The 18,387-nt window shown below is 37.3% G+C and carries 15 protein-coding genes, 1 tRNA gene and 1 pseudogene; 2 read left to right on the top strand and 15 right to left on the bottom strand.

Annotated elements, in window-relative coordinates; all coding sequences use genetic code 11:
* Positions 1-25: 25 nt before the first annotated feature.
* The 5 genes from dusC to dauA all read right to left on the bottom strand — a co-directional run bounded on the left by dusC (position 26) and on the right by dauA (position 5,097).
* A complete protein-coding gene (dusC, locus tag ABW51_RS05220; protein WP_053465844.1) occupies positions 26-958 on the bottom strand; it encodes a tRNA dihydrouridine(16) synthase DusC in 933 nt (310 codons plus the stop codon).
* Positions 958-1,824 (bottom strand): co-chaperone DjlA, encoded by an 867-nt coding sequence (gene djlA / locus ABW51_RS05215; RefSeq protein WP_005636320.1) that lies wholly within the window; start codon positions 1,822-1,824, stop codon positions 958-960. Before djlA ends, dusC begins: the two co-directional genes overlap by 1 nt.
* Before the next feature lie 78 nt (positions 1,825-1,902).
* On the bottom strand, positions 1,903-2,544 hold the full coding sequence (gene pyrE / locus ABW51_RS05210; protein ID WP_005644452.1) for an orotate phosphoribosyltransferase: 642 nt from the start codon (positions 2,542-2,544) through the stop codon (positions 1,903-1,905).
* 23 nt (positions 2,545-2,567) lie between these two features.
* Complete coding sequence (gene rph, locus ABW51_RS05205) at positions 2,568-3,284, bottom strand: ribonuclease PH (RefSeq protein WP_038439204.1); 717 nt, start codon at positions 3,282-3,284, stop codon at positions 2,568-2,570.
* 70 nt (positions 3,285-3,354) lie between these two features.
* Entirely contained in the window at positions 3,355-5,097 is a 1,743-nt protein-coding gene (dauA, locus tag ABW51_RS05200) for a C4-dicarboxylic acid transporter DauA (protein ID WP_053465843.1), read from the bottom strand.
* 124 nt (positions 5,098-5,221) lie between these two features.
* Here dauA and ABW51_RS05195 point away from each other — a divergent pair.
* Positions 5,222-5,311, top strand: a tRNA-Ser gene (locus tag ABW51_RS05195).
* Between the two features lie 182 nt (positions 5,312-5,493).
* On the top strand, positions 5,494-6,717 hold the full coding sequence (locus tag ABW51_RS05190) for an MFS transporter (RefSeq protein ID WP_053465842.1): 1,224 nt from the start codon (positions 5,494-5,496) through the stop codon (positions 6,715-6,717).
* A gap of 43 nt (positions 6,718-6,760) precedes the next feature.
* Here the strand turns inward: ABW51_RS05190 and rfaC are convergent.
* The 10 genes and pseudogenes from rfaC to xylF all read right to left on the bottom strand — a co-directional run bounded on the left by rfaC (position 6,761) and on the right by xylF (position 18,186).
* Positions 6,761-7,683: pseudogene (rfaC, locus tag ABW51_RS05185) on the bottom strand (lipopolysaccharide heptosyltransferase RfaC).
* Positions 7,684-7,709: 26 nt separating this feature from the next.
* Complete coding sequence (locus ABW51_RS05180; protein ID WP_053465841.1) at positions 7,710-8,615, bottom strand: DMT family transporter; 906 nt, start codon at positions 8,613-8,615, stop codon at positions 7,710-7,712.
* Positions 8,616-8,643: 28 nt separating this feature from the next.
* Complete coding sequence (locus ABW51_RS05175; RefSeq protein ID WP_053465840.1) at positions 8,644-9,228, bottom strand: YcxB family protein; 585 nt, start codon at positions 9,226-9,228, stop codon at positions 8,644-8,646.
* 17 nt (positions 9,229-9,245) lie between these two features.
* Complete coding sequence (gene waaF, locus ABW51_RS05170) at positions 9,246-10,289, bottom strand: lipopolysaccharide heptosyltransferase II (protein WP_053465839.1); 1,044 nt, start codon at positions 10,287-10,289, stop codon at positions 9,246-9,248.
* A 75-nt stretch (positions 10,290-10,364) separates the two neighbouring features.
* Positions 10,365-11,528 carry a XylR family transcriptional regulator gene (locus ABW51_RS05165; protein ID WP_053465838.1) on the bottom strand — a complete coding sequence of 388 codons (1,164 nt, stop codon included), beginning with the start codon at positions 11,526-11,528 and terminating at the stop codon, positions 10,365-10,367.
* A 111-nt stretch (positions 11,529-11,639) separates the two neighbouring features.
* Entirely contained in the window at positions 11,640-13,046 is a 1,407-nt protein-coding gene (gene nhaC / locus ABW51_RS05160) for a Na+/H+ antiporter NhaC (RefSeq protein WP_012054497.1), read from the bottom strand.
* A gap of 1 nt (position 13,047) precedes the next feature.
* On the bottom strand, positions 13,048-14,220 hold the full coding sequence (locus tag ABW51_RS05155) for a MalY/PatB family protein (protein ID WP_053465837.1): 1,173 nt from the start codon (positions 14,218-14,220) through the stop codon (positions 13,048-13,050).
* A 274-nt stretch (positions 14,221-14,494) separates the two neighbouring features.
* Entirely contained in the window at positions 14,495-15,622 is a 1,128-nt protein-coding gene (locus ABW51_RS05150) for a sugar ABC transporter permease (protein ID WP_053465836.1), read from the bottom strand.
* A 3-nt stretch (positions 15,623-15,625) separates the two neighbouring features.
* Positions 15,626-17,137 carry a D-xylose ABC transporter ATP-binding protein gene (xylG, locus tag ABW51_RS05145; RefSeq protein ID WP_053465835.1) on the bottom strand — a complete coding sequence of 504 codons (1,512 nt, stop codon included), beginning with the start codon at positions 17,135-17,137 and terminating at the stop codon, positions 15,626-15,628.
* A 50-nt stretch (positions 17,138-17,187) separates the two neighbouring features.
* Positions 17,188-18,186 carry a D-xylose ABC transporter substrate-binding protein gene (gene xylF, locus ABW51_RS05140; protein WP_053465834.1) on the bottom strand — a complete coding sequence of 333 codons (999 nt, stop codon included), beginning with the start codon at positions 18,184-18,186 and terminating at the stop codon, positions 17,188-17,190.
* Positions 18,187-18,387 lie beyond the last annotated feature (201 nt).

Raw genomic sequence — 18,387 nt, 5'->3', positions numbered from 1 at the left:
AAAACCTGCTAATTAGCAGGTTTTTTTATTTATCATTTAAACGTAATTTCAAATCTTCAGCAGTTTGGCAAGTCTTAATCTTATCAAACACTTGGTTCGCTTCATCATATTCCTTATTCAAATAACGTAACCATTGTTTAATTCGTGCCACGTGATAAAAACCACTGTCATATTCATTTTCGACATTAGCGTATTTTTGCAAGATTTTTTGAATCTCATTCCAAGGCATTTTTTCTGCATTTGATTTCAGAACATGGCTTAAATTCGGAATATTCAACGCACCTCGTCCCACCATTAAATCCTGACAACCTGTTTGAGATAAGCAATCTTGCCCATCTTGCCAATGCCAAATTTCTCCGTTAGCAATAACTGGAATGGATAAATGTTCGCGGATTTCGCCAATTTTTTTCCAATTAATTCGATCTGCACGATAACCATCGGCTTTTGTACGTCCATGAACTGTAATTTCGGTTGCGCCGCCTTGCTCTACCGCATCTGCGATTTCAGAAGCTTGAGAAATATCATCCCAACCTAACCGCACTTTTACACTAACTGGGAATTCACTTGGCACAGCTCTGCGTAAGGCTTGAGTGGCATGATAAATCAATTCAGGCTGTTTCAATAATGCCGCACCACCATTGCTGCCATTCACTGTTTTAGAAGGGCAACCACAATTTAAATCAATGCCATGAGAACCAAGTTCTATCGCACGAATCGCATTTTCAGCAAGGCATTCTGGATGCTGCCCAAGCAACTGCACTCGCACTGGCGTGCTAGAGGAAGTAAAGCCCTGATTTTTTAATTCAGGGCATAAACGATAAAATACTTTTTCAGGGAGAAGTTGATCAACTACGCGAACAAATTCTGTGATACATAAATCGTAGTCATTCACTTCGGTGAGAAGTTGGCGAACAAAGGGATCTAGAACCCCTTGCATAGGCGCAAGAATTACACGCACTACTTCCAGCCTTTTGCTTTACAAATTAAATCGTAAGCGGCTTGAATCTGTTGAGTTTTTTCTTTTGCCATTTCCATCATTTCTGGCGGTAAACCTTTCGCCACGAGTTTATCTGGATGGTGTTCATTCATTAAACGACGATAAGCACGCTTAACCGTATTTTGTTCATCAGACTCTGTTACACCCAATACTTTATAGGCATCATTTAAAGTTGGGCCAGAAGCATGTTGGTAACCACCACTATTTTGTTGTTGATATTGGTAGCCACCTTGATATGCGCCTTGTTGATATTGCTGATAAAAACCGCCTTGAGTAAAAGCTCTGGCAGCCATTTCCATCGCAATCATTTGTTCAAATTGCATACGAGAAAGACCAAGTTCTTCAGCGATCACATAAAGCACTTCTTTCTCATTTTCGTGAAGTTCTGAATCGGCAAAAGCCGCTTGAACCTGCACTTGTAAGAACATTCGCAATAAATCAGCACGTTGCCCACAGCCAATGCGAAATTCACGGATAACTTGACGAATCGGGAAATCAGATTCTTTACCACGACGAAACGCATCCTGCGCTAATTTACGCCCCGCATCATCCAATTTAAGCTGAATCATTAATTGATTAGCTAATTGAATATCTTCTTCTGTTACACGCCCTTTCGATTTACTTAAATGTCCTAGCACCGCAAAGGTGGTTTGCATAAACAAGTCTTGACGCGTTGTTTTCTTTTTAAAGAAACTAGAACTTACCGAGCCGAGTTCATATAATTTTTTATCTGCAATAGAACCTAAAATGAGCCCAGCTATCGCACCAAAAAATCCACCAACTTTCCAACCTAAAAATACGCCTATAATTTTTCCAATAAATCCCATTCTTTCCCCTGTTAAGTCAAAGTGCGGTTATTTTTATAATGTTATTTATAATGATGACAAAAATTTATTTCTCAAGTTTTATACGCCAAATTCAGCACGATAAGCACGCATTTCTGGCAAATGGCTACTGTATCGCGGATCTTGTTCGATAAATTGCATCAAATCATCTAAATCAATGATGGATAATACTTGGCATTGATAATCACGTTCTACTTCTTGAATTGCTGAAAGCTCGCCTTTTCCTCGTTCTTTACGGTTTAGAGCGATCAATACTGCCGCAAGCTCTGCCTTATTTGCACTGATTAATTCCATAGATTCACGGATCGCAGTGCCAGCCGTAATCACGTCATCCACAAGCAAAATTTTTCCTTGCAATGGGCTACCAATTAAATTGCCCCCCTCTCCGTGATCCTTCACTTCTTTGCGATTAAAACACACGGGTTTATCAATACCATAACGATTAAATAACGCCACCGAAACTGAAGTGCCAATTGGAATACCTTTGTAAGCTGGGCCAAAAACCACATCAAAATCTACCGCACTTGCCTGAATTGCAGCAGCATAGAACTCGCCTAAACGCGCTAAATCTGCCCCCGTATTAAACAAACCCGCATTGAAGAAATACGGACTTTTACGACCTGATTTCAAAGTAAACTCTCCGAATTTCAATACATTTCGGCTTAAAGCAAATTCGATAAAATCGCGTTTATATTGTTCCATTTTTTAATCCCTATAAACTGTGTTTATAAGCCTAGTGCTTCGCGTTGAGCGATGAAAATTTGATTACAGCCTTGTTTCGCTAAATCTAATAATGTTAATAATTCTTCATGGCTAAATGGCTCGCCTTCTGCGGTGCCTTGCACCTCAATCATGCGACCATCTTCCATCATCACAACATTCATATCGGTTTCCGCTGCAGAATCTTCCACATATTCCAAATCACAAACAGCTTGACCCTCAACAATCCCCACAGAAATCGCTGAAACCAAACCTTTAATTGGGTTAGTTTTTAACGTGCCATTCTCAATTAAACCGTTGATCGCATCACATAATGCGACAGCAGCACCGGTGATAGACGCTGTACGAGTACCACCATCCGCTTGAATAACATCACAATCTAAAGTAATCGCTCGTTCACCAAGTGCTTTGAGATCTACCATCGCGCGCAAAGAGCGGGCAATTAAGCGTTGAATTTCCATTGTGCGTCCACCTTGTTTACCTTTAGCCGCTTCGCGTTGCATGCGACTATGTGTTGAACGTGGCAACATTCCATATTCAGCCGTGACCCAACCTTGCCCTTGTCCTTTTAAGAAACGCGGAACAGCATCTTCCACTGTTGCAGTACAAAGCACTTTGGTATCACCAAATTCAACAAGCACGGAACCTTCAGCGTGCTTGGTGTAATTACGGGTAATTTTAATTTGGCGGGGTTGATTATTTTCTCGATTATTTGGACGCATAATTATTCCTTGATATGGTTTCGAACGATGTAATAAAAAAGCGCACTATTCTAGCACGCTTTAGTTTTCATTATTGGGTAGTTTTTTCAAAGTCACGAATTTTATGGAAAGTTTCGTTTAAATCTGCCGCAAAATTAATTTTTTGAATATCTGGCGAAGAATTAGATTTAACTAACATTCTCAACGGCTGGAATTGCATATTACACAAGTAAAGTTGTTGATGGGGCAACATGTGTTGAACAAATCGAGTAAGCGCATGAACTCCACCGGCATCAAGCACGGTCACTGCATCACATTGCAGCACAATATGTCGGATTTCATGATCGGTATGAACCGTTCTATCATGCAAATCCGCAAATAATTTGTCTGCAGCGGCAAAGAAAAGCGGACCGCTAATTCGGTAAACCAAAACATCATCTAAATCTTCAGGCGCATTGTGTTCAATGGCTTTTGTCATCTCAGCAATCGTCCGAATAAACAAGAGACTCGCAAGCAACACCCCCACACTAATCGCAATCACCATATCAAACAATACGGTCAAAATAAGACAAGTCAACAACACTGCCATTTCATTTTTGCCTGAACGGCGAGCAAGATGAATAATCTCGTGCACACTTGCCATATTCCACGCCACCACTAACAACAAAGCTGCCATAGATGACAAAGGCAAATAAGAAAGGGCTTGCGAAAACAAAAGTAAAGCGAATAAAACAAGTATTGCGTGCACGACACTCGATATTGGCGATACCGCCCCTGATTTCACATTAGCCGCAGAACGAGCAATCGCAGCTGTTGCCGTGATTCCTCCAAAAAACGGAGAAATGATATTCCCCAAGCCTTGCGCTAATAACTCGTTATTAGAGTGATGTTTAGTATCTGTCATATTATCTAAAATCACGGCACAAAGAAGTGATTCGATTGCGCCCAATACCGCCATTGAAAAAGCAGCAGGTAACAACGCTTGTAAGCTATTAAAATCCCAATGAATTAATTCACCTTGCGCATCAGGAATATTCCACGGCAGAGAAAAATCTGGCAATACATTAGGAATCCCATGACCAATGGAACCATCAGGCAAAGTATATTGAAATGCAGAGCCAATCGTCGCCACCTCAAAACCAAAATGCTGTAATACTAAAGCTAAAATTGTACCAATAATCACGGCAGGTAGATGCCCTGGCACTGCCAAACGCAATTTATGCCATTGAGTCAGGACTAATAGTGTTACTACACCAACCGCTGCATTAGCCCAATTTATCGTAGGAAGTGCGGTAAAAATTGTTTGGATTTTTTCAAGATAATGCGCCGGCATTTTTTCTATGGAAAGCCCCAAAAAATCCTTAATCTGCAAAGTACCAATAGTAATGCCAATCCCACAAGTAAAACCTAAGGTGACGGGCAAGGGAATATATTCAATTAAACGCCCTAGACGAAATAACGCCATCAAAACCAAAATTAGGCCCGAAAGCAACGTTGCCATCAAAAGACCACTTAGCCCAAATTGTTGAGTAACAGGGTAAAGAATCACAACAAAAGCGGCTGTAGGCCCAGATATATTAAAACGAGAACCTCCTGTCAGCGCGATAACAATACCCGCAATAATTGCCGTATAAAGACCATGTTGTGGCGGTACACCACTCGCAATAGCCAAAGCCATGGAAAGCGGAATCGCAATCACACCAACGGTCAACCCTGAAATAATGTCGCGAATCAGCGATTTTTTCGAATAGCCTAAACGGAAAGAATCTTTCAGCGCGCTAAAGGGTTTTACGGCTAAAAAAACATTTTTAGAAAATAACGCTTTAATATGCATAAAAAAACTACAAACGATAAATAAAGTGAGGTTATTCTAGCGAAACTTTTAAAAGTTTTTTATGTTCTAGCGCAAAAAACTTGACTAAACTGGAGCAAATCTTTATAGTTTGCGCACCTTTTACGGTGAGATGTCCGAGTGGTTGAAGGAGCACGCCTGGAAAGCGTGTATGTGGGAAACTGCATCAAGGGTTCAAATCCCTTTCTCACCGCCATCCTAATTTTATTCCCTAATAATTCCCCTTTTCTTTCTTATTCAAATTCAGTTTTTAATTCTGATTATTTTTGTTATTACACTCATTGAATTTTTTCATCAATGCAGTAAACTAGCCACCGATTTTTTAATCACCTCTCTTTTCACTTTAAATGTTACCTGCGAGTAACAAAAGGACACATCATGACAAACAAAGTAAACAGTTATGGCTGGAAAGCTTTAATTGGCTCTGCCGTCGGCTATGCAATGGACGGTTTCGATCTTCTCATTTTAGGTTTCATGCTTAGCGCAATTTCTGCAGACTTAAATCTAACACCCGCACAAGGTGGATCTCTCGTGACATGGACACTTATTGGTGCAGTATTTGGCGGTATTTTATTTGGTGCATTAAGCGATAAATACGGTCGTGTACGCGTACTGACTTGGACCATTCTTCTCTTTGCGGTGTTTACTGGTTTATGTGCGATTGCACAAGGTTATTGGGATTTACTGATTTATCGCACAATTGCTGGCATTGGCTTAGGCGGTGAATTTGGAATTGGGATGGCTCTAGCAGCGGAAGCATGGCCTGCACGTCACCGAGCGAAAGAAGCATCTTATGTTGCCTTGGGTTGGCAAGCTGGTGTGTTAGGTGCTGCATTACTGACACCATTATTGCTCCCGCATATTGGCTGGCGTGGAATGTTCTTGGTGGGTATCTTCCCTGCATTTGTCGCTTGGTTCTTACGTTCTCATCTGCACGAACCTGAAATTTTCACTCAAAAACAAACCGCACTTTCAACGCAATCCAGTTTTACTGATAAATTACGTTCATTCCAGCTTCTTATTAAAGATAAAGCCACGAGCAAAATTAGCCTTGGTATCGTGGTACTCACCTCCGTACAAAACTTCGGTTATTACGGCATTATGATTTGGTTGCCTAATTTCTTATCAAAACAACTGGGATTCAGTTTAACTAAATCTGGACTTTGGACCGCCGTTACCGTCTGCGGCATGATGGCTGGAATTTGGATTTTCGGACAACTAGCTGACCGCATCGGACGCAAACCAAGCTTCTTACTTTTCCAATTAGGCGCAGTAATAAGTATCGTGGTTTACTCACAACTTACCGATCCTGACATCATGCTCCTCGCTGGGGCATTTTTAGGTATGTTTGTGAACGGAATGATGGGCGGTTACGGTGCATTAATGGCGGAAGCCTACCCAACTGAAGCTCGAGCAACCGCACAAAACGTACTTTTCAATATTGGTCGTGCCGTAGGGGGATTTGGACCTGTGGTCGTGGGTGCGGTCGTACTCGCCTACTCTTTCCAAACTGCCATCGCCCTACTTGCGATTATCTACGTAATTGATATGTTAGCGACAATTTTCTTAATCCCTGAATTAAAAGGTAAAGCCTTAGACTAAGAAAATATAAAAGATAAAAATGCTCGCCAAGTGCGAGCATTTTTTATGAAATAAAAGGAAGCAATTGTGATAGCACTTTTTCGGCTGAAATCTCTTTCATTGAACTGGCAAATAAATAATGCTGATTTTTACCATAACAGCCAATCAATTTAGGATCTGTTGCGCCATAAAGCGTAATATTGGGCTTATCCAAAGCGGCAGTTAAATGCGCCAAGCCTGTATCCACCGACACGACGACTTTTGCATTTGCAAGCTGTTTTGCAAGCTCCGTTAAAGTTAATTTTGGCAACACGATCACATTATAATGAGCTTGAGCCAAACGCTCTGCTCTCGCTTTTTCTTGTTCATTCCCCCACGGCAAATGAATTTTGCAATCAGAAAGTGCGGTAATTTTTTCAATCAATTTTTGCCATTCTGATTCTTCCCAATGCTTATCTACCCGAGTTGTAGAATGAATACCACGTAGTTTTTTTCTGAAGTTTGATGAAGAAAATGGCGAGCAATACCATAATCGCCCTGAACTTGAGGTAATTCATAACCTAAACTTTGAGCAAAAAGCTGACGAATTCGTTCCACCGCATGCTGTTGATAAGAAATGGCATATTTTTTATCGTAGAAAAAAGACGCTAACGGCTCTCGGATACTTTGACGATCATAGCCATGTTTCATACCTTGAGCGAAACGAGTTGCAAATAAAGCACTTTTAATGAGCCCTTGCGCATCAATTACCGCATCATAGTTTTCAGCCTGCAACAAAGTGCGGTAAGATTTCCACTCATTTCTTGTTTGAATAGAAAAAGGCGATTTACGCCAACGGCGCAAAGCAATAGGAATCACGCGATTTACGGCGGAATGCCAACGTGGAATTTCTGCAAAGTTTTCTTCTACCACCCAATCAATACTTAAACTAGGAATCGCCCTTTGTGCATCATTCAAGCTGGGCAAAGTGTGGATAACATCCCCCATAGAGGAAGTCTTAATCACACATACTTTCATTTAATTAACCTTCTTCCCCAATGCATAATTCCAAGCCCAGATACGGCTAAAATGCCTCCAATAATTAAGGAGAAATCCACTTGTTCATTCAACCAAACGGCTGAAAATAAAATGCCTAAAATCGGCACAAGAATAATATAGGCCGAGGCATTGCCCGCCCCTAAGTGTTTCACGCCATCAAAATACCATGCATAAGCCAATACCGTTGCACCAAATGCAAGACCAAGTAAACTAAACCATTGCGATCCATTTAATTGAAATACGGTTGCCCAATCTTCTGCACTTTCCGTCCATAATGCTGCCAACGTCAGCATGAAAAAACCAAAAGTAGAAGAAATCGTGGTAGCGGTGAGAGAATCAATTCCGATTAATACTTTACGAGCCAATAAAGTATAAGCAACCCAGCAAACTAAAGCACAAAGCAATAATATTTGACCGAATCCAAAATTTTGTAAGAGGTTAGTTGGATTCCCTTTTGTCATGGCTAATAAAGAACCGCTAATGGCAATAATCATCCCTAATACAACCCAGCGATTCCATTTTTCTTTAAATAATAAAATAGCAAAAAACATCGTAAAGACGGGATTAGAGGCAACGACCATCGTTCCTTGCCCTGCTGGAACATATTTCAAACCCCAAATAAAGAAAGTCGAATAACCAAAGATCCCAAGCAAAGCCGTTAACAATAACCCCACCCATTGATTAGGTCGCAGTTGTTTAGCATATTTGAAACGATTCGCCGCATATAGCCAAATAATGAGTGGAATAATGGCGAAAAAAAAGCGCATGCTTGAGGCAATAAATGTCGGCATAGCTTGGGCAACCACTCGTCCCCAAGGCCAAGAGGCTCCCCATAAAATCACCATTCCAATTAATTGTAAATGTATGCGTAGAGGGTTCATATCATTAACATATCCTGTTAGGCCTTTTCTATTTACTTAAAGGCTCTGCTTGGTAAGCTTTTATTTTTTCTCGTAAAGCGGCTTCAAATGCTTCTCGATGAGCATCATCTTGAAAAGCTGAATGAGGAATTAAGAAAAACAAGCCCGTATCAACTCGAATCATTAAGTAACCATAATGATTTTCAATATGATGAATGTACCGATAATTATATAAAGTTTGGCAGAGAGCTATTTCATAATATAAACCATCTTCTTGAATTCGTATGGTTCTTTTTTTCTTATTAACTTCCCCATATACTTGGCTTTGAAAAGCTTTGGTATTTAAATAAGGTCGTAGCAAAACTGCATAGAAAAAACAACATACTGAGATGAGCAATAATATATGTCCTGCATAATTGGCTAAGATATTTTCATAGCAATCATACAAATACTCTCCCCAATCCATCAGTTCAAAAGCAAGAAAAATACTTGGCAGCAAGAAGAATAAATATAATAAGAAATCGCCAATACTCATCATCTTGCGAAATTTATTATGTTTATAAATATCACGACTAATTTTACGGGCTGCTTTAGCTTCATTTTTATCTAATACGGGTTGATAGGTTATTTCCATTTTATATTCTCTCTTTCTTAAACATCTAAAAGTGCGGTCAGTTTTTCTGCCACTTTTTCAGGTTTAATATCAATCAAACTTTGATGATACCCTTCCGAGCTATCTGTACTTTTACGCATCTTAATTAAATCGCCTTCAATTAAACGAATAATCACGGCTTTATCTGATAATGGTGGTGTATAAGTTGGGCTCGTTGGACCATAAAGTGCAACCAATGGACGATCTGTCGCAGCGGCAATATGCATTAAGCCGCTGTCATTGCTTACCACTGCTGTGCAATTAGCGATTAAATCCACGGCTTGATTCAAATTAGTTTGTCCGGCCAAATTCAAACAGAATGGTTGCTGTTCTGCTGGCAACGCATTGCGAATTTGCTCTCCTGCTTCCACATCTTTTGGTGAACCAAATAATTCTATCGCATAGCCTTTTTCAATGAGCATTTCTGCCAATTTAGCATAATGATAATGCGGCCAACGTTTTGCTGGGCCAAATTCTGCACCAGGACAAAAACCAATAATTGGACGTTCGCCTAAAAGTGCGGTTTGTTTTTCAAATTTTTTTAAGGTTTCAGCTTGTTGTGCTGGCTCAACCGTCAAATAGGGTTTCAAGACAGGAATATCATCAGCTTTTGGTACAGCATCTTTTTCAAAAGCCAATGCAACATAACGCTGCACCATCATTGGATAATCTTTTTTATTGGCTCGTAAATCATTCAATAAAATATAACGGCTTTCGCCTTTCCAACCACGACGATGAACAATTTTTGCAAAGAAAGGAATAAACGCAGATTTCAATGAATTAGGCAAAACAATCGCCATATCATATTGTTCACGCAAAGACTTTCCTAAACGATAACGAGTTCCCAATTCAAAGGCCCCGTGCCCTAATGGCATTTCAATCGCCTTACGCACCTCTGGCATACGCGCAAGCAAAGGCTTACACCAATTCGGTGCCATCACATCAATATTGCAGTTTGGATATTGAATTTTCAGTTGCTGGTACAAGCTATGCGACATCATCATATCGCCAACCCAAGAAGGGCCAATAATTAGAATATTCATTTCCTGTCTTTCAGATAAAAGTGCGGTCAAAAATACTTGTTATTATGGCACAGAGTTGAATAAAAATATGCTCCTTTAACAATTTAGTCGAAACTCTTTAGGAGTCATTTCAAATTCTTTCTTAAACACAGAATAAAAATATTGAATTGATGGATAGCCGCAAATCTCAGCAATTTCTTGAATAGAAATATCTGTTTGTTGTAATAAATTCTTTGCTCGGGAAATTTTTTCTTCGTGGATGACTTGGTGAATTGTTTTATTCATTTCATTCTTAAAACGTTGTTCAAGATTAGAACGTGAGGTTTCAAGATGATCTAAAACTTGTTCTACTTTAATTCGATGACAGGCACGATGACGAATATAATGCATTGCTTGAATGACAAGCGGATCTGTTAATGATCGATAATCTGTAGAATTTCGAGAGTGAACGGTAATCGGTGGAATTAAAATAGGGGTATGTGAAACTTTTTGACCATTGAGTAATTTGTGTAATAATTTCGCAGCTTGATAACCAATCTCTCTCGTGCCTTGTTCTACGGAGGAAAGGGACACACGCGATAAATATTGGATCAATTCTTCATTATCAATACCAACCACACAAAGCTCTTCAGGTACAGCAATTTTACTGTATTCACAAGCCTGCAATAAATGACGAGCACGCGCATCCGTAACAGCAATAATACCAGTATGAGAAGGAAGAGATTTTAACCAGACAATTAGCTTTTGTTGCTCTTCCAACCAATTTTGAGCATGAACCTGCACACCCTCATATAGGTAAATAGGGTAATGATTTTTCTCCATCAACTCTACAAAAGCATCTCTTCGTTCTATAGACCAATGCTTATGAGTATTTACTTGCAAACCATAAAATGCAAACTGTGACAGTCCTTTCTCCTGTAAATGAGATAAAGCCATTTCAACCAATGCCATATTATCTGTTGCTACATAAGGAAAGTGCGGATAAAAATCAGCTTGTCTATAAGATCCACCAACTGCTATAGTAGGAATAAGAGTGTGTTGCAATAATTCAACAGTTTTTGGATCATCAAAGTCTGCAATAATGCCATCAATAGAAAGTTGATTAATGGTATCAGTATGATAGATAAATTCATCTTCTACAAAAATATCCCACATACATTGCGATGCCTGAATATATTGTCCAATACCCTCCACTACCTGCCGATCATATACTTTGTTTGCATTAAATAAGAGGGCAATTTTGTAGTATTGTTCCGTCATTTTATATCCTTATCTATGGGAAATTGCTATTTAAGTTATAATAGAAAAGATATTTAGCTTCAAGATAAAAATAGCCAGAATAACTGGCCATTTTTATATCCAATACCACATTTATTTTTTTAGCTTCGCAATACCTATTCCACTTGCACCATAAATAATAGCAAAGATAATACCGCTCCAACATAAAATTGCCCAAGGTAAATAAGACAATGTTGCAACACCTAATGTGCCTGCCATATATGCACCTGCGGCAGTCCATGGCAAAATAGGTTCAATAATTGTTGCGGAGTCTTCTGCTGTTCGACTTAGATTTTTTGGATGTAATCCTTTTTCTACATACGCATCTTTAAGCATTTCTCCTGGAATTAGAATAGAAATTTGCCCATTACAAGTAACCCCAATCATTGTTAGACCGCAAAGAATCGTCGTAATAATCAAAGAAAGAGTTGAATGAACAAAGGTGAGTAATTTTTGAATAATCACGGTTAATGCACCGCTCAATTGTAATACACCTGCAAATGACAATGCACAGAAACAAATTAATAGTGTTCCCATCATTGAGTTCATTCCACCACGATTCAACAAACGACTTAAATCAGAGCTAACTGAAGTATGGTGAATCATTGAGGTATCAAATCCATTAACTGCGCTATTAATCACATCAGATAGAGAGAATTTTTGAATTAAGATAGCATTAATAATTGCGATAAATGCTGATAATAACATCACTGGAATAGTCGGTTTCTTAGTAATAGATCCCCATAATACAATAGCGACTGGAATAAGTAATAGAAAGTTAAAATGATAAACTTGCTCTAACTCATGAATCATTGTATTTACTTTTTCTGGAGTCGCCACATTAGAAAAATCGTAGTTTAAACCATATACCACATAGACAGTAGCCGAAAGAATAAAGGATGGTAATGTTGTATAAAGTAAGTGAGCGATATGCTCATATAAATCTACGCCAGCAGCTGCAGATGCAATATTGGTTGTATCAGATAATGGCGATAATTTATCTCCAAAATACGCACCAGCGACCACAGCACCTGCCGTAGCAGCCAAATTGGCGTCTAATCCAATCGCAACTCCCATAAATGCCACACCAACAGTCCCTGCTGACCCCCAAGAGGTTCCAGTACAAATGGAAACAATAGCAGTAAGGAATAAGGCTGTCACATAAAGATATTCTGGTGATATCGCTTTTAGTCCGTAGTAGATCATCATAGGAATTGTTCCTCCACTAATCCAAGTTCCAATTAATAATCCTACAGTAATTAAAATTAATAGCGCAGGCATTGTTTTAGCTATTTTTTCTGAAATGGCGTCTAAAATATCTAAATAGCAATGACCTAATTTAATAACTAAAAAACCAGCAAATACCGTTGAAATAATCATTAATGGCTCTGCTGGCAAATCAAATAAAGCATACCCAAGCCCTAATAGTAATAGCATCACTATGATTGGTGAAAAAGCTTCTAATGTTGTTGGCATTCTTGTGCGATGAGTGGTTTTCATATTAAATCTCCCTATTGTTTAATAAACAAAACCCATTTTTGATTCGATTCAATGCTTCTAATAATTTTTCTCTAGGCATAGCGACATTCATACGAAAGAAACCGTCTCCCTCTTTGCCAAATTCACTCCCCAAAGATACTTTTACTCTTGATAAATTATTAATCCAATAAGCTAATTCATTTTCATTTATACTTAGCTTTTTATAGTTTATCCAAAGTAAATAAGTTCCATCACTTTCAGTAATATCTAATAATGGAATATACTCATTGAAAAATTCTTTTACTATCTTCTTATTATTCTTTATGTATTCTTTTAGATAGATTACCCAGTCAGTACAATATTTATATAACGAAATAATAGCTGGTATAGAGAAATAATTTGGATTATGTATACCTAATGCCATCATTTCTTTTATAAATTTTTCTCGAATTTCTTTATTCTCAATAATTAGGTTAGCTATTTCCAATCCAGGAATATTAAAAGTTTTTGCTGGGGATAAACAGATCATTGAGTGATTTGCTACCCATTCATCTAATGATGATATTAGATAGTGGGAGTCATTTGTTAGTGTAAAGTCTGCGTGGACATCATCGGAAATGATAAATACATTATGTTTTTTAGCTAAGTTTATAATTTTAATAAGGACTTCTTTGTTCCAAATCGTTCCAGTTGGATTATGAGGAGAAATTAAAACAAATATTTTAGAATGTTCAAAACATTCCTCTAATAAATTAAAATCAATATGATACTTTCTATTCTCATAAACTAAAGGACATTTATATAATTTTCTGTCATTTAATTTTATCGTGTTTAATATTGGACTATATGAAGGTGATAGAATGCATATTCCATCAGTTTCTTTTGTAAACGCTCGTATATAAATAGATACAGCTTGTATTATTCTTGGGCAAAATACAATTTTTTCAGATAGAACAGAATAATGATATTGTTCGAAAATATAATCACTGATTATCTTGTAATAATCGGCTGGTAATTCAGTATAACCATAAATTCCTAAACGATTAAATTTTTCTAATTCATCTATCATTACTTGAGGTGCTGGAATATCCATATCCGCAACAGACATTGGAATAATATCATTATCTACATTCCATTTAGCACTAAATGTATTTAGGCGATCAATAATCACATCAAAATTATAAAGATTATTCATTATTCCTCCTGATGTATAAGACAAATTTACTTTAGTCAAAGAAGAAAAAAATTAAAATTACTAAAACTACTTTATCTATTACGTTTTTTCACAACTGTGATCTAGTCCACAATTGTAAATAATCACTATAAAAAATTAAATAATGTAACGGATAAGAACTTATTTTTTCATAAAAAGATGAAAAACTTCATCATCTAGAAAGCAGTATGTTAGGTAACCATTTCTATAAAATTAAAAAACCGCCATTTTATAAATGACGGTTTAAAATTAATAATTACATCTTTTTCTTATTACTAGTATCTATCCATACAGCAAGTAACAAAATGCCACCTTTGACAATATATTGCCAAAAAGTTGGCACATCAAGCATACTCATACCATTATCAAGCGATGCGATGATAAGTGCGCCAATAACGACCCCAAACACACTTCCTACACCACCAGCTAAGCTTGCCCCTCCAATGACACAAGCTGCAATCGCATCTAGTTCTGCATTTTGCCCTGCCGATGGTGAGCCTGCACCTAAACGAGCACTTAAAATCAACCCTGCTATTGCAACTAACACACCATTCATTGCAAAGATAATCAGTTTTGTTTTTTCTACATTGATACCAGATAATTTTGCCGCATCAATATTGCCACCAATCGCATAAACGTGGCGGCCGAATGAAGTTTTACGAGAGAGGAATAACCCTAAGATTGCAAGAACTGCCAGTACTAAAACAGGAAATGGAATGCCACGATAATCATTAAGTAAATAAATTGCTCCTAATACAATTACTGCAAACAAAGCATATTTCGTAAAATCTTTTGATAATGCAGACACTTCCAGCTGAAGCTGCTGGCGACTTCTACGTTGATAATTTCCCCAAAGAACAAATCCAATAACTGCAATACCACCTAAGATAAACCCTGCAATATCTGATAAATAACCTTGCCCAATAACTGTCATAGTTCCACTAATAGGAGATACAGTTGTGCCATTAGTCAAACCAATCAAAATTCCACGGAATGCGAGATAACCTGCAAGTGTAACAATGAAGGATGGCACTTTGCGATAAGCCACCCACCAACCATTCCAAATACCAAAAATTAAACCAAGAGCAATTGTTGCAATAATAGTTACAGGTAATGGGAAGCCCCACCAAACATCGGCAATAGCTGCAAATCCGCCCAGTAGGCCCATAAGTGAACCAACAGATAAGTCAATTTCAGCAGAAATAATGACAAAAACCATTCCAATTGCAAGAATGCCAGTAATTGAAGTTTGGCGTAACAAGTTAGAAATATTTCTTGCACTTAAATAAGCGCCATCAGTAGCAACACTAAAGAATGCCATAATGACTGCAATAGCTATTAACATAATGTAAACTTGTAAATTTACGGATTTTAACTTAAACATAGATTACTCCTTAAGTGCTGTTTCCATAACTTGTTCTTGAGTAAGAGCAGTATTGATAAGACTAGCTTTAAGTTTACCTTGGTGCATAACAAGAACTCTATCACTAATGCCTAAAACTTCTGGTAGTTCTGATGAAATGACAATAATAGCAATCCCTTCTTGTGCTAATTGGTTAATTAACTTATAAATTTCATATTTCGCACCAACATCAATTCCTCTTGTTGGTTCATCTAAAATCAGTATTTTAGGATTTAACAATAAACATTTTGCTAGGATCGCTTTCTGTTGATTACCGCCACTAAGTCGTCCTATTGGTAAATCTGGTGAAAAAGTTTTCACCTTTAGTCGTTTGATGGCTGAGCCAATTATTTGCTCTTCTTTTGCTTCATTAACTACCATTTTTCCGAAACAATAAGATTTCAAAGAAGAAAGCGTAATGTTTTTGCCAACTCCCATAATAGAAACAATGCCGTGTTTCTTCCGATCTTCAGGAACCATCACAATTTTATGTTCAATCGCTTGGGCACAATTTTTGATATTTACTTGTTTTTGATTGATAAAAATATTTCCTTCAAACTTACCTTCATAAGACCCAAATAAGCATTGCACCATGTCTGTACGACCTGAACCAACTAAACCTGCAACACCTAAAATTTCCCCCTCATGAAGACTAAAACTTACGTTATCAACACGCTTAATATGTGTATTGATTGGATGCCAAGCAGAAAGATTTTCTACTCGTAAAATTTCATCTTTGATTTCATGAGGTTCATGTGGATAAAGTGAGGTAATTTCCCGACCTACCATCATGGTGATAATGTCATCTTCTGTCATTGTTGAAGCGTCTTTCGTACCAACATGTTCACCATCACGAATGACGCAAATTTTGTCAGAGATCGCTTTAACTTCATTGAGTTTATGGGAAATATAGATACAAGCGATATTGTGTGCTTTAAGATCCTTAATAAGATTTAACAAAATTTCCGTTTCTTTTTCGGTAAGTGAAGCCGTTGGTTCATCTAAGATAAGAAGTCTTACTTGTTTATTCAAAGCCTTAGCTATTTCAACTAATTGCTGTTGCCCTAAACCTAATTCTACTACTCGTGTATTGGGATCGACATCTAATTGCACCTGCTGTAATAAATTTTTGCAACGTAAGTACATTTCATTATCTGCTGTCAAACCTTTATGAGTTATTTCGTTACCCAAAAAAATATTCTCCAATACAGACATATTCTTTACGAGAGTAAGTTCTTGATGAATAATTGAAATGCCTTTTTCTTCAGTATCTCTAATATTCCTTGCTTTTAGTTCACTTTCAGAAAAGTAAATATCACCGCTGTAATCTCCACAAGGATAAATACCGCAAAGTATTTTCATTAATGTAGATTTTCCAGATCCATTTTCACCACATAAAGATAAAATTTCCCCTGCTTCTAATTCAATAGATATATTATGAAGTGCGGTCACATCACCAAATTTTTTTGTGATATGTTTCATTTCCAACAATGCCATATCGTAACTCCCTAAGAGGTAAGGGAAGAGTTTTCTCTTCCCTCTTAAAGTTAGTGATAAATACTTTCCTTAGTATGAAAACCATCTTTAATTACAGTTTCATTAATATTACGTTTATCAACAGCGATAGGATCAAGTAAATACGCAGGAACATTTTTTAAGCCATTATTCAGTTCTGCATTAGCTTCTACTTTTTCATTCTTACCTAATTCAACCGCAATTTCTGCTGCTTTATCTGCAAGTTTCGTAATTGGTTTATAAACAGTCATAGTTTGCGAGCCATTGACAATACGTTTAATTGCAGCTAAATCTGCATCTTGCCCAGAAATTGCGACTTTACCAGATAAGCCTTGTGCGCTAAGGGCTTGAATCGCACCTCCAGCAGTAGCATCGTTAGATGCAACAACAGCATCCACATTATTTTTATTAGCTGTTAATGCGTTTTCCATAATTTGTAACGCTTTTTCAGCTAACCAAGAATCAACCCATTGATCTCCTACAACCTTAATTTTCCCACTGGCAATTAAAGGATCTAATACTTTCATTTGCCCTTTTCTAAATAATTTTGCATTATTATCTACAGGAGATCCCCCCATTAAAAAATAATTACCTTCTGGTTTTACAGCCACAATACTTTTAGCTTGTAGTTCACCCACTTTTTCATTATCAAAGGAAACATAAAAATCTAAATCTGCATTATTGATTAAACGGTCATACGCTAATACTTTTATTCCTTCCTTTTTAGCCTCAGAAATAACGTTACTTAATACTTCACCGTTATGAGGAATAATTACTAATACATCAATATTTTTATTGATCATATTTTCGATTTGAGAAATTTGTGCTGAATCATCACCATTCGCAGATTGGACAAATACTTTTGCACCTATTGATTCTGCTTTGTTTACGAAAATATCTCGATCTTTTTGCCATCTTTCTAAACGTAAATCATCAATGGATAAACCAATTTTAAGATCTTTGGAATGGGCAGAACTACTAAATACAGTTAATGCTCCAACAAGGGTAAGTAAAGCTGATTTGATTTTCATATTGATACCTCAATAGTTAAGTGAAGGACTAGTTATTGCTCCAGTTGTTAGTTTTCACACTTTAAAAAAGGCTTTCAATTATAAAATCTTTCTCCATTATTACGTTTTTTCACAACTGTGATCCACTCCACAGTTGCAAATAATCAACATAGAAAAATTAAATAACATAATTGATGAAAAGCTAGTTTTTCACAAAAATAC

The organism is Haemophilus sp. C1 (assembly GCF_001276515.1).
Lineage (GTDB): Bacteria > Pseudomonadota > Gammaproteobacteria > Enterobacterales > Pasteurellaceae > Haemophilus.
The sequence above is the reverse complement of the archived record's forward strand: the minus strand, read 5'-3'. Positions and strand labels throughout refer to the sequence as shown.

Coding starts and splice junctions, on each gene's coding strand:
- djlA (WP_005636320.1), bottom strand. CDS start 1,824: ATGGGATTTATTGGAAAAATTATAGGCGTATTTTTAGGTTGGAAAGTT.
- pyrE (WP_005644452.1), bottom strand. CDS start 2,544: ATGGAACAATATAAACGCGATTTTATCGAATTTGCTTTAAGCCGAAAT.
- rph (WP_038439204.1), bottom strand. CDS start 3,284: ATGCGTCCAAATAATCGAGAAAATAATCAACCCCGCCAAATTAAAATT.
- dauA (WP_053465843.1), bottom strand. CDS start 5,097: ATGCATATTAAAGCGTTATTTTCTAAAAATGTTTTTTTAGCCGTAAAA.
- ABW51_RS05190 (WP_053465842.1), top strand. CDS start 5,494: ATGACAAACAAAGTAAACAGTTATGGCTGGAAAGCTTTAATTGGCTCT.
- ABW51_RS05180 (WP_053465841.1), bottom strand. CDS start 8,615: ATGAACCCTCTACGCATACATTTACAATTAATTGGAATGGTGATTTTA.
- ABW51_RS05175 (WP_053465840.1), bottom strand. CDS start 9,228: ATGGAAATAACCTATCAACCCGTATTAGATAAAAATGAAGCTAAAGCA.
- waaF (WP_053465839.1), bottom strand. CDS start 10,289: ATGAATATTCTAATTATTGGCCCTTCTTGGGTTGGCGATATGATGATG.
- ABW51_RS05165 (WP_053465838.1), bottom strand. CDS start 11,528: ATGACGGAACAATACTACAAAATTGCCCTCTTATTTAATGCAAACAAA.
- nhaC (WP_012054497.1), bottom strand. CDS start 13,046: ATGAAAACCACTCATCGCACAAGAATGCCAACAACATTAGAAGCTTTT.
- ABW51_RS05155 (WP_053465837.1), bottom strand. CDS start 14,220: ATGAATAATCTTTATAATTTTGATGTGATTATTGATCGCCTAAATACA.
- ABW51_RS05150 (WP_053465836.1), bottom strand. CDS start 15,622: ATGTTTAAGTTAAAATCCGTAAATTTACAAGTTTACATTATGTTAATA.
- xylG (WP_053465835.1), bottom strand. CDS start 17,137: ATGGCATTGTTGGAAATGAAACATATCACAAAAAAATTTGGTGATGTG.
- xylF (WP_053465834.1), bottom strand. CDS start 18,186: ATGAAAATCAAATCAGCTTTACTTACCCTTGTTGGAGCATTAACTGTA.